The sequence below is a fragment of the Streptomyces sp. CNX435 genome (assembly GCF_059570575.1).
On record NZ_JCANTA010000003.1, the window covers coordinates 565,997 to 578,354 of the forward strand.

General features: G+C 74.1%; 8 protein-coding genes. 3 read left to right on the forward strand and 5 right to left on the reverse strand.

All coding sequences use genetic code 11. From position 1 onward, the window contains the following. Positions 1–115 precede the first annotated feature (115 nt). Positions 116–1,084 carry a hypothetical protein gene (locus T328_RS08905; RefSeq protein ID WP_496495353.1) on the forward strand — a complete coding sequence of 323 codons (969 nt, stop codon included), beginning with the start codon at positions 116–118 and terminating at the stop codon, positions 1,082–1,084. After that, positions 1,081–2,958, forward strand: coding sequence for a hypothetical protein (locus T328_RS08910; RefSeq protein ID WP_496495354.1), 1,878 nt, complete (start codon positions 1,081–1,083; stop codon positions 2,956–2,958). Before T328_RS08905 ends, T328_RS08910 begins: the two co-directional genes overlap by 4 nt. Here the strand turns inward: T328_RS08910 and T328_RS08915 are convergent. From T328_RS08915 to T328_RS08935, 5 genes are all read right to left on the reverse strand, one after another. Then, entirely contained in the window at positions 2,904–4,853 is a 1,950-nt protein-coding gene (locus tag T328_RS08915; RefSeq protein WP_496495355.1) for an ATP-binding protein, read from the reverse strand. The genes T328_RS08910 and T328_RS08915 overlap by 55 nt on opposite strands. Beyond that, a complete protein-coding gene (locus tag T328_RS08920; protein WP_496495391.1) occupies positions 4,853–6,322 on the reverse strand; it encodes a DUF2201 family putative metallopeptidase in 1,470 nt (489 codons plus the stop codon). Before T328_RS08920 ends, T328_RS08915 begins: the two co-directional genes overlap by 1 nt. A gap of 71 nt (positions 6,323–6,393) precedes the next feature. Beyond that, positions 6,394–8,319, reverse strand: coding sequence for a serine/threonine-protein kinase (locus T328_RS08925; protein ID WP_496495356.1), 1,926 nt, complete (start codon positions 8,317–8,319; stop codon positions 6,394–6,396). Further along, the gene (locus T328_RS08930; protein ID WP_496495357.1) at positions 8,316–10,136 is read right to left on the reverse strand and encodes a serine/threonine-protein kinase; all 1,821 of its coding nucleotides are present in this window, start codon (positions 10,134–10,136) and stop codon (positions 8,316–8,318) included. The genes T328_RS08925 and T328_RS08930 overlap by 4 nt, the downstream gene beginning before the upstream one ends. A 248-nt stretch (positions 10,137–10,384) precedes the next feature. Then, the gene (locus tag T328_RS08935) at positions 10,385–11,584 is read right to left on the reverse strand and encodes a serine hydrolase domain-containing protein (protein WP_496495358.1); all 1,200 of its coding nucleotides are present in this window, start codon (positions 11,582–11,584) and stop codon (positions 10,385–10,387) included. Between the two features lie 213 nt (positions 11,585–11,797). On the opposite strand from T328_RS08935, the gene T328_RS08940 reads away from it, so the two are divergent. Next, a partial coding sequence (locus T328_RS08940) for an MFS transporter (protein WP_496495359.1) occupies positions 11,798–12,358 on the forward strand: 561 nt, incomplete at its 3' end.

The window sequence follows — 12,358 nt, forward strand, 5'->3', positions numbered from 1 at the left end:
CTGATAGGTGGATTTCAGTTGGTGCAGCGCGTCCGTCGGTCGTCAACAGCCCGGGGCCGAAGCGATGTTCCTGGGCCCGAACCGGTGTGTCAGTCGCCGCTGTTAGCCTCCGGCCATGACCTTAGGGGCCCTTGAAAGATCACTGCGGGAGCGCCCGGACGACCTCGCGTCCTGGGTGGCGTACGGCGACCGGCTACGGGAGCGCGGCGACCCCCGCGCGGAGCTGATCCGGCTGGCGGAGCGGCGCGCCCGGGTCGCCCCGGGCGGCGGCCGGGAGGCCGTCGAGCGGGAGATGGACGCGCTGGTGGCGGAGCACCGGGAGAGCTGGGACGCGGAGCTGCCGGACGGGGTCACCGCCACGGAGCGCCGGCACGGGTTCGCCACGGGGATCGCCGTCACCTGGGACGAGGACGACGACACGCCCAGGCTGGTCGAACGGGCCCTGCGCGCCGCGCCGTTCGCCACCGCGCTGCGGATCGCGCCGCCCGAGCGGGACGAGGACGAGGAGTACGACCACTGGGACGACGACACGGACGAGGACGGTGAGCCGCTGCCGTCCGCCTCCGTCGAGGCCGGTGAGCTCGCGACGCTCGACCTGGCCCCGTTCACCTCCGTCGACCTGTCCTACCTCCGCATCGGCGCCCTCGGCGCCAAGGCCCTGGCGGTGTCCCCGTACTTCCGCAGCGAAGCGGCCGACGGCCAGACCCTCGCGGCCCCGGCCCCGTCGACGGCCTGCCGGATCGACTCGCTCGATCTGCGGTACTGCCACGTCGGGGACAGCGGCCTGGCCGCCCTGGCCGCGAACCCGTTCTTCACCGGCGTCCGCCGGCTGCACCTCCAGCGCAACGAGCTCACCGCGCAGGGCGTGCGCGCGCTGTACGCCTTCGCCGATCTCACCGAACTCGACCTGCGCTACAACGAGATCGGCGAGGAGGGCGCCGAGGCCCTGCTTGCGGCGCCGTTCCTCGACTCGCTCGCACGGCTGCTGCTCTACGCCGCCGATGTCGGCGACGCCGGCGCGCGCAGACTCGCGTCCGCACCCCGACTCCCGCCCGCACTGCGCAGCTATTGGAGGAGCGTGTGAGCACCGAGCTCCGCGACCGGTTCTTCGCCCTGTCCGCCGCCGGCGGGCAGGCCCCCGCTGAGGAGGTCGACCGGTACCGCGCCCTGGTCGACGCCACCGACACCGAGCCCACCACCGTGCTTGACGGGCTCGCGGTCTCCTGGCATCCGACGGCGCGGTTCAAGTCGGTCCGCTTCGTCGACGCCGAGCGCATCGACGCGGACGTGCGGGAGCTGTTCGCGCGGCCCAGCGAGACGGCGCCGTATCTGGCGGCCGTCTTCGCCGACCCGCGTGAGCTGTCGTTCCGCACGTACGAGAACATCCTCCCGCTCGACCGGCACTTCGCCGGCGCCGGGCTGGAGTTCGAGCTGACGGACCGCACGGAGTTCGCGAAGGGTGCGTACACGTTCTCGGTCCGCCTGCCCGCGGCGGCGCGCGCACGGCTGGAGAGCCTGGACGCCCTGGACCTCTACGTGCCGCCGCTCAACGCCGGCTCCCGCGGCGGCGACCGCTTCATCTTCCACTCGGCCCTGCTCGCCGAGGCCCTCACCGAGGCGGTGGCCAAGGCCGTGCCGGGGACGCGACGCGACGGCTTCTCGCACGTCAACCCCGTCTTCCGGTGCAACCGCTTCAAGCCGGACGACGCCAACTTCCACCGCCACCTCGACACGCCGTACTACGACCCCTCGCGCGGCCACGTCTCCCGCCACACCCTCCTGCTGTACCTCACCGGCGGCTCCGGCGCGCCCGTCCTCGACCTGACCGGCGGCGCCGGACTCACCGAGATCGAGCCCTTCACCTGCATCGTCTTCGACCAGCGGTACGAGCACGAAGGCGCCCCGTACCGCGACGGGCGCAAGGTCTTCCTCCGTACGGAGCTGGTCTTCACCGAACCGGACGTCGCCCACGACCCGGAGATCGGCGCGCTGTTCGCCAAGGCGACCTACCTGACCGGCGAGAGCGTCTTCGCCCCCGAACTCGCCCGGCACGCCGACGACTACTACAACCGCGTCGCCGCGGCGCACTGGAGCGGCGACCTCGGCGCGGGCACGGCCGGCGAGCCGTTCCTGCACAAGCGGTTCCGCGGGCTGGACTTCGTCGCCAACGGTCACGACTTCTGGTTCCCCGCGGCCGGCGGCCTGTCGCCGGCCGAGTGCGCGGCGATCACGCTGCTGGACTACTTCAACTGCAAGGTCGGCAACAGCGCGTTCCGCGCGGAGTGCGACACGACGGTGGTCGAGGCCGAGGGCACCGACTGGATACCGGCACTGCTGACGGACTGGGGCGGCGCGTCACCGATCGCCCCGTTCGACAAGAGCATGCTGTTCCCGGAGCCCGAGCGGCCCGCCACCCACGAGCTGCCCGACTGCGCGTGCGGCATCTGCGACGGCGGAGTGCTCGGCCCGCGCTTCGACACCACGCGCAACGCCGACATCATCGAGCACTACGTGCGCGCGCAGGACTCCGCAAAGGCGGACGTCCTCCCGGCGCCGGTCATGATGCTCGGCGAAGAGGTGGTGCTCGACCCGGACCGGTTCGTCGTCGAGGGCAACCGCATCCACGTGCTGGGCAAGCAGGCGCCGGCGCCGGTCAACTTCGCGGCCTGCCAGGGCGGTCCGCCGGTACCGCCGGCGAAGGACTTCGTCACCACCGCGGCCACCGTCGAGGTGGCGCACTTCCTCGTGCCGCCGATCCTGTTCGCGGAGCACGACGGCCTCTTCCACCTGAAGTTCGACTTCTTCCGCAACTCCTGGACGGTGGACCACGAGCAGTCCACCGTCTCCGTGCCGATGGTCCGCCCGTTCAGCGAGGACGACATCGACGAGAACTGGGAGGACTACTACGACGAAGAAGACGAGGAGGAGGAAGAGGAGGACGAAGAAGAGGAGGAGTAGGAGGGCGCCGGGGCCAGCTCGCCCATCCGGGCCAGGGCGGCGATCCAGAAGCGCTGCCGTGGCTTGGCCTGCCCCACGAGGTAGGTGGCGCGCAGCTTGGGCGGCAGGTGCGGCAGCAGCCGCGCCACCACGTCGATGTGCCGCTTCAGTTGCGACACCTCCGCGTTGGAGAACACCTGGTGCACCAGGTCGGTGTCGTTGGTGCCCTCCGCGGACGTCTCGACGGCCGCCGCCAGCCGGGCCTGCCAGCCCGTCAGGTCGGCGGCCAGCTCCGCCAGCCCGATCTGCGGCCGCTCCGCGAGGCGCGCCTCCAGCCCGGACAGCGGCACCGGCGCGTACTCGCCGTCGCCGAGGTAGATCAGCCCCTGCTCCAGCGGCATGTCCGCGCGGTGCAGCTTGATGAGCCGTTCCAGGGTGCGCTTGGTGACCCAGTCCCGGCCCTCGTCATCGATGTCGTTCTTCCACCATTCGAGGACGGTCTCGGCCGTCTCCCCGTAGGTCGAGATCAGCCATTCGTTGGCCGGGATGTCCTCCGGCCGCACCTCGTAGCTGACCGTGAACCGGCTGGCCTGGGCGACGTTGTTGCTGCTGACCAGCATCTTGCGGCCGAGGTGGTACGGCGGGTTCTGCAGCGCGACCTGCGCCCGCAGCCCGGGCAGCGGGCGGCCGGCGAGCGTCCACTCCTGGGTGATCTCCATCAGCTTCGCGTACGTCGCCTTGTCCTTCGGCCGGTTGTACTCGTCCCAGATCAGCACCTTCGGCTCCGGGTCGAGCAGCGACCTGGCGAGCATCGCCTCCAGCGCCCCGTCCGCGGTCGGCACCGGCACGCACAGGTCCTCGACGTTGGTCACCGGCAGCGAGAAGTACACCGGTTCGCGGCCGGTCTCCTCCCTGGCCACCTGCTTGGCGATCTCCGTCTTGCCGCAGCCGGGCGGCCCCTGCAGCAGCACCGCCCAGCGGTGCGCCGCCGCGGCCTTGAGGATGCGGCGCACCGGATCGCTCACCGTGGCGGGGTTGGCCGCGCCGACCGCCGCGGCGACGGCGTCGAGCACCTCCTCCGTACGGTCCCGGCCGGGCGCGCCGCCGGTGCCCTCGGCGCCGTGCTCGACCAGCGCCAGCCGGCGGCCGTTGTGCAGCGGCAGCCCCCAGGCCAGCGGGAAGCCGGCGCGGGCGCAGTCGAGTACGTGCTGCAGGGTGCGCGGCGAGAACAGGCCGCGCAGGTGCGGGTCGAGGGCGGCCCACTGCCGGAACACCTCGCGAAGGTCCCAGTCGGGGAACCGGGCCGCCAGCGCGTGCCGCCACGCGGTGTCGTTGGCGGTCAACCGGAGGGTGACCATCCGGTCCAGGATGGCCAGGTCGGACCGGCGCACGCTGGTCTCGGCCAGCGACTCGTTGTCGGTGAGGAACACCCCGACGCAGCCCAGCTCGCGCAGGTCGTACTCGCCGAGCGTCCAGTTGCAGGCCATCTGCATGAGCTGCGACTGCACGGTGTTGCCCGCCTGCAGGGAGTCGTCGACGAGCAGGACGAACGGCGTGCCGGGGGCGAGCTGGCGCATCACGAGCTGGCGCAGCGCCAGTTCGCCGCTGCGCTCGTCCCGTACGGGGGCGTTGATCAACAGGTCGTCCGGGGCGAGGTTGGCCGCGGGCAGGACCACCAGCCGAGTGCCGGGGTAGCGCTTCGGCACGTACGACACGAAGGTGGACGTCTTGCCGATGCCGTGCTCGCCGAAGATCTGACCGGTCTGGCCGGTGGCGATCATCGCGTCGATGAACTTCTCCAGCTTGGCCGTCGGGCCCTCCGGCGGCGGGTCCGGGTAGGTGGCGTTCGCCCTCCACTGCCGGTCCGCGGGCGGTGGTGCGGGCGTCGTCGCCCGGGACGGTGTCGCGGCGGCCACTATGTGCTTCTCCTCGGGTACTCCGGGCTCTCCGGGCTCTTCGGTTGTCGCGGTGACGTGACCCGGTGGCAGGCCATCGGACGGTGGTGGTGCTCCGGCCAGTCGTCGCCGCCGTCGGTGATCAGCCAGATCCAGCGATCGGGGTCGGCGGGGGTGACGTGCGGCGCGTAGCCGTCGGTGACGACGACGACCGCGTCCGGCTCGTGCGCGAAGGTCTTGCCGGCGACCTCCAGCCGGCCTTCGGCGTAGTCGACGACGTTCTGGAAGTTCGTGCCGCCACCGCCCGTCACCCGCTCGCCGGGGACGAACGGCACCACGACGCCGTCGAAGGCGAGCCAGTGGCTCTCCACCCCGTCCGTCTGCCCGACCAGGGTGGTGAGCCACTCGACGACGGCGTCGGGCATCGACCCCGAGGTGTCGAACGCGACGAGGACGACCTTCGTACGCTCCGGGCCGCGGCGGGTGAGCATCGGCTCGTGGCCGAGCGCGAGCACGACCGCGCCGTGCTTCTTCGGGTAGACCAGCCGTTCGCTCTCGGTCAGCTTGGAGGCGAGTACGTCGGTGAGCCACCGCTGCCACCAGTCGACCCGGCGGGTGCGGGGCGTGGTGCCGCGCAGCTTGTCCAGGCCCAGGCGGCCCCAGAGCCGGGTGAGCCGTTCGCCGCCGTCGGCGCTGCGGTCGGCGAGGCCGAGCAGTTCCTCGCGCGCGGCCCGGCCGCCGCGCAGCGCGGACTGCATCACCTCGCGCAGCACGTCGTCGCCCAACTGCCCGACGGTCTCGGGGTCCAGAGGGACGTCGGGGCCGGGGGCGTCTCCGGCGAGGTGGACGCAGTAGGCGGCGGACCGGGGCGTCTCGTGCGCCTGCATGCGGCGCAGTTCGCCGTACACCGTCAGGTCGGTGCGGACGAACTCGTCGTACGGCAGCGGGGCGAGCCCCTGCCGCCGCAGGTCGTCCCGGTACGCGCCGTACACCGCGTCCGGGTCGACGCCCACCGGCTCGGGCGCCCCGCCGCCGGCGGGCACCGCCTCGGGCAGCCCGGAGCGGCCCAGCCGGCGCAGGGCGACGTGGTTGACCGCCACCTCGGCGGCGAGCGTGAACACCGGGTCGGAGCGCAGTTCCTCGTCCACGTACAGGTGCCGGTGCATCAGGTGCCGCGCCTCGTGGAACAGCACGAACTTGACGCCGTCGAAGTCCAGCGACGCGAAGAAGTACGGGTTGTAGAGCAGCGCGCAGCGGCCGTCGCCGCCGGCCGTGACCGCGGCGGTCGGCACGGCGGTGGTGGCGATGTGGCGGTGGCACTTCGCGTACAGCCAGGAGGCCACGACGCTCTGCCCGACCCCGAAGTCCAGCAGCGCGGCCTCCTTGCGGCGCCGCGCCTCGGCCACGACCTCCGGGTCGGCCGGCTCCGCTCCCGGGTCCGCGCCGGGTCGCCCGCGCAGGTCCGGCGAACCGTGCGTGCCCGACCGCATCTGCACCGGTGATCTCCCCTCGCCGCTCGCAGGCACGCTACCCGCCGCCGCCCGGCGGACGTGACGCGGGTTCAGAGCGTGGTCGCGCAGAGCGCCAGGCCGCGGTCCTCGAAGGACCAGTAGCTCGTCGTGCCGGGCGGGCAGGTCTGCGGATCGACGAGCGGTTCCACGCCGGTGATGCGGTACATACGGTTGTCGACCTCGGGGATCTCGGTCTTGCTGCAGCGCGTCACGGACAGGAAGCTCGCGCGGCTGTCCGAAGGCTTGTCGGGAGCGTGGAGACCGGGGAAGCACTGCCCCGTCCGGAACTCCCGCGCGACGCAGACGGCGACGGCGGCGATGCTGTCGACGCCGTCCTCCGTGTCGTAGTTGACCGAGAACTCGTCGCGGCCCTCGCCGCGGGGGCACACCGGGTCGGCGAAGGACTCGCTCCAGCGCAGGTCGGTCACCTTCACGTACGCGTTGTCCGCCGAGCAGGACACGGGGTCCAGCTCCGCCGCGCCGTACCACGGGTCCCAGATGGCCAGGTTGGGGTCGGGGGGATGGCGCAGGTTCAGGCAGTCGCCCTCGTCCACCCCGGCGATCTCGGCCTTGGGCGGGGTGGGGCCGGGAGTCGGGGTGGGCGGCGGCGACGGGGGTTGCGCGGCGGGCGTGCCGTCGGCCGGGGAGGCCGGCGGGGCGGAGCCGCGCGCGCTGGGGGAGTCGCCGGGCAGACGGTCGACGACAAGGGCGATGGCGACGCCGACGCACAGCAGGACCATGAGCGCACCGACCAAGGCCGGTCCGCGCGACGGCTGCGGCGGGGCGGTGGCGGCCCGCTTGCCGGCGGTACGGGACGGGGTGGGCGCGGTGGGCGCCGTGGGCGCGACGGCGGGGTCGTCGGCGGCGTCGGTGTCGGGCTCGGCGTCGGCGTCGGAACCTGCGGCGCCAAGGGGGAGCGTTCCGGTGCCCCCGGCGGCGTCGGCGGCCGTGGCCCCGGCGCCGTCCGGCCCGGCCGGCCCGGTCCGTTCACCCGTCCCCACGGCGCCGGGCGCCGCCGCCGACTCATCCGGCTCCGCCGGGCGCGCATCCTGAAGCGCCGGGGCCGTCTCCGCCTCCGCCGCCGCCGCGGCGCCCGCGCGCTCGTAGCCCGCGATCCGCTCCAGCCACTCCCCCGGCAGCAGGCCGGCGCCGCCGACCGCGTCCGGCCGGCCGGCGACGCGGGCGGTCAGGGCGCGGAGCACCTCCGGCACCGTGGGCCGGTCGGCCGGCGCCAGGCGGAGGCAGGGGCGTACGACGTCGTCCAGCTGCGGGGGCAGCCCGTCGAGTTCGACGCGCGCCTCCGCCACCCGGACCAGCAGCTGCAGCGGCTCGCTCTCGGCGTACGGTGGCCGCCCGGTGACCAGGTGGAAGAACGTGGCGCCCAGGGCGTACACGTCCGACGCCGGCGTGCTGGGCTCGCCGCGCGCCTGCTCCGGCGAGGTGAAGGCGATGGTGCCCAGCGTCGCCTGCGTCCGGGTGAGGTCGGCGGCGTGCGCGATGCCGAAGTCGACGACCTTCGGGCCGGCCACGGGCAGCAGCACGTTCGACGGCTTGACGTCCCGGTGGACGACGCCCGCGGCGTGCAGGGCGAGCAGCGCCTCCGCCACGCCCGCGCCGACCCAGGCCACCGCCGCCGGATCGTCCAGCGGCCCGCAGTCGCGGACCAGTTCGCCGAGCGACGGCGCGGCCACGTACTCCGTCGCCATCCACGGCACCGCCGCGTCCGGGTCCGCCGCGATGACGGCGGCGGTGTGCGCGCCGCCGACCCGGCGGGCGAGCGCGATCTCGCGGGCGAACCGCGCGCGATCCTCCGCGCCCAGCGGCGCCGTCTCCGAGAGCAGGGTCTTCACCGCGACCGGCCGGCCGGCGGGCGAACGGGCCAGGTACACCTCGCCCATGCCGCCGCGGCCGAGGAGCCGCAGCACCTCGTACGGGCCGAACCGGTCGCCCCGCCCGGCGACTTCGCCCGCGCTCACACGATCACCTCCGTGCAGATGGTCCTGGTGCCGCTCTGCGCGGTCCAGGCGTCGGCGCACACGCCGTCGTCCGCGGCCGACGCCGGGTGCACGGCGGTCACCCGGGCCAGCCGCTCGAAGATCCGCGACGGACTGCCGCCGGAGCAGTCGGTCTTGGACGCGAGCTGGGCGACCCAGCGGCGGGAGGAGGAGACGGCGTAGCCGCGGTCGCGCTGCCCGCCGATGTACTCCCGGACCGGGAAGCAGTCGCCGACCTGGAAGTTGCGGTCGAGGCAGAGCCCCGTGTCGTAGCCGTACAGCGACCACTCCAGGCTGTCCTGGCGCGTCGGGCAGTCGTCCGACAGGCCTTCGGACTTGCCCGTGACGCGGGTGGCGGCGCGCGCCGAGTCGCAGGGCACCTTCTCGGGTGCGGCCTTCTCGGGTGCGAAGCCGACGACGTCGTAGTGGACCGTCAGGCAGTCCCCTTTGCGTACGGAGTCGATGAGCTTGGCGCTCGCCACGTCCTCTTCCGTTTCCAGATCGGCGTAGGGGTCCTTGGTGGTGCTGTCCTCGCCGTCCGGGTCGGCCGCGTCGTCGGCGGGCGGGTCGCGGTCCGCCGCGCCGTTGCCGTTGGCGCCGTCACCGGCGGACGACGGCGGGCTCTGCCCGCCGTCGTCCTGTGCCAGCGCGGCGAGCGTGATCGAGGTGGCGGCGACGGCGACCACCGCGGCGGAGGCGACGAGCCAGGTCAGCCTGCGCCGGCGGCGCGAGGCGGCCGGAGGACGGTCGTGCACCGCCGCGTCCGGGGCGGTGGGAGTGGACTCCGGGGCGCTGCCGGCCGGTAGAACCGTGGTACGCGCCACGTCCCCGGCCGCCCGTGTCGCACCGGCGCCGCCCGGCTCCGCCACGCCCGGCTCCTGACCGCCGGTCTCCGTACCGCCCGGCTCTTCCACCGCGACCCGCTCCCGCGCCTCCCGCTCCCGGATCGCCGCCAGCCACTCCGGCGGCAGCCAGTCCCCACCGCCCGCCGCACCCGGCCGCGCCGCCAGCCGCCCGCCGAACTCGGCGACGACCGCCGCCGCGTCCGGCCGCTCCGCGGGCTCCGCACGCAGACACGGCAGCACCGCGTCGGCCAGCTCCGGCGGCAGCCCGGTCAGGTCCTGCTCGGCCCGGGCCACGCGGGGCAGCAGCCGGAAGAAGTCGGCGGTGTCGGCGTACGGCGGGCGGCCGGTGACGAGGTAGAACAGGGTGGCCCCGAGCGCGTACAGGTCGGCGGCCGGCGAGCTGGCCTCGCCGCGCGCCTGCTCCGGGGCGCTGAAGGCCACACTGCCCAGGCTGACCGTGGTGCGCGTGAGGTCGGCCGGGCGCGAGATGCCGAAGTCGATGAGGCGCGGGCCGTCGACGGGCAGTAGCACGTTCGACGGTTTCAGGTCACGGTGCACGATCCCCCGGTCGTGCAGCGCCGCCAGCGCCTCCGCCGTGCCCGCCGCGACCCACAGCGCGGCTTCGACGGGCAGCGGGCCGCGGGTACGGACCAGTTCGGCCAGCGACGGGGCGGGGACGTACTCGGTCGCCATCCACGGCACCGGCGCCTCCGGGTCGGCGTCGACGACCGCCGCCGTGTATGCCCCGCCGACCCGGCGCGCCAGGTCGACCTCGCGGGCGAACCGGCGCCGCGCGTCGTCGGTGACCGGGCCGCCGGCGTCGACGGTCTTGACCGCCACCGGGCGGCCGGCGGCGGAGCGCGCCAGATACACCTGCCCCATGCCGCCCGAGCCGAGCCGCCTGACGATCCGGTACGGCCCGATCTCGTCCGGCCCGGCCGCCGGTATCCCCACCGGTGACTCCCCCGCCATCCCCGGCACTCCCCCCAAGTCGCCCCGCCACGCCGCCGCTGCCGCCCGGTGTCCGGTGTCCGGTGTCCGGTGTCCGGTGTCCGGCGTCCGGCGTCCGGCGTCCGGCGTCCGCCGGCAGCAGGCTACCCACACGGACGCGGGCGGCACCCCCGGTCCGTACCTACCTCGGACGCCGGGCGCCGACCGCCGGTTGCGGGCCGCCGGTCACGGCCCCGCAACCGCCGGCTGCCTCAGCCGCAGAACTCGGCCTCCAGCACCGCGTCCTCCCCGCCCTGGCCGCCCCAGTCGCCGTTGCGGTTCAGGGTGAGCACGTGGTGGCCGTCGCGGGTGGCCGCCGCCCGGGACAGGGAGCCGGGGACCTGGCCGCCGTGGCCCCACACCGTGACGCCGCAGGAGAGCCGGTCGGACCGGATGCCCAGGCCGTAGGCGGCGGTGGGTACGCCGCCCGTACCCGACTCCTCCTCGTCGATCGGCACGGTGGTGAGCATCTCGTCCAGTTGCTCACGGGGCAGCAGTTCCCCGCGCAGCAGCGCGCGGTAGAAGCGGTTCAGGTCGCGGGTGGCGGAGATGACCTGCCCGGCGGCGCCGGCGACGGAGGGGTTGAACTCGGTGACGTCGTGGACCGGGGCGTTCGGGTCCTCGTCGTAGAGCTTGGAGTAGTGGCGGCCGTGCGGGCGCGGCACCGCGGCGGCGGAGCCGGGCACGGACGTGGCCCGCAGCTTCAGCGGCCCCAGGATCCGCCGGCGGACCTGGGTGGCGTAGTCGTCGCCGGTGGCGCGCTCGATGACCATCCCGGCGAGGATGTAGTTGGTGTCGGAGTACTCCCAGCCCGTGCCCGGTGCGAAGAGGGGCGGGTGGGACAGGCCGATCGCGACCAGTTCTTCCGGGGTGGCGCCGTCGTAGCGGTGGTCGAGGAAGGACTCGCCGGTGAACCTGGCGAGGAAGCCCTCGTCGCGGTTGTAGTTGAAGATCCCGCTGGTGTGGTTGAGCAGCTGCCGCAGGGTGACCCTGCGGCCGTCGTTGCCGTTGCCGCGTACGACGCCGGGGAGCCAGCGCTCGACGGTGTCGTCGAGCGAGAGCACGCCGTCCGCGTCGAGCTGCAGCAGGACCGTGGCGGTGAACGTCTTCGTCAGGCTCCCCACCCGGAACCGGTCGCGGTTCCGGCGCGGCTCGCCCGTTGCCAGGTCCGCCGCCCCGGCCTCTCCGGACCACCGTCCGCGCCCCTCGCGCACCGCGGCGAGCGCGCCGGGCGTGCCCTCCGCGACGATCGCGTCGAGCGCCGCCTGCGTGGCGTCGTGCGGCGCCGCTAACCCGTCGCCCCGCTCCCCCGCGTCCACCGCCGCGGCGGGCGCGATCGCCCCCACCACCAGCGCGCCCACCGCGGCGCACAGCCTCCAGCGCCGGGGCGTCGTACGCGTGCCGTCGGTCATGGTCATCCCCCTGTCCAGGTCGGCCCGCGCCGCTCGCGCGGGTCGTTGACCGCAGTCAACCGACGAAGCGGCCCGCGCGCCTCGGGGATCACCCCGACCCCGGCCCGGACGTCACCCCGAGCCACCCCGGGGGCTTGCATACCCCCCGGGGGTAATGTTATATCTCTGTCTCATACCCCCAGGGGGTATGAGACACCGAGGAGGCGTACTGCCATGTCATCCGTCAATCCCCGCCGCTGGTGGGCACTGCTCGTGCTCGCCACCGCGCAGTTCATGGTCATCATGGACACCTCGATCATCGGCGTCGCGCTCCCCGAGATGCAGCGCGACCTGGGCTTCTCACCGGGCGACCTGCAGTGGGTGTTCAACGCCTACGTCGTCGCTTTCGGCGGTCTGCTGCTCCTCGGCGGGCGGCTGTCCGACCTCTTCGGCGCCCGGCGGGTGTTCGTCACCGGGTGGGGCGTGCTCATCGCCGGCTCCGTGGTGGCTGCGGCGGCGCAGTCCGCCGGGGTCGAGATCGCCGGGCGGGCCGTGCAGGGCGTCGGCGGGGCGCTGATCGCGCCGTCCGCCATGACCCTGCTGATGATCCTCTTCAGCCACGACCCCCGGGAGCTGGGCAAGGCGCTCGCCCTCTACGGTGCCGCCGCCCCGGCCGGCGGCACCGCCGGGGTCTTCCTCGGCGGTGTGTTCACCGAGTGGCTGAGCTGGCCGTGGATCTTCATCATCTACGTGCCCATCGGCATCGCCACCCTGCTCGCGACCGGCCTGCTGCCC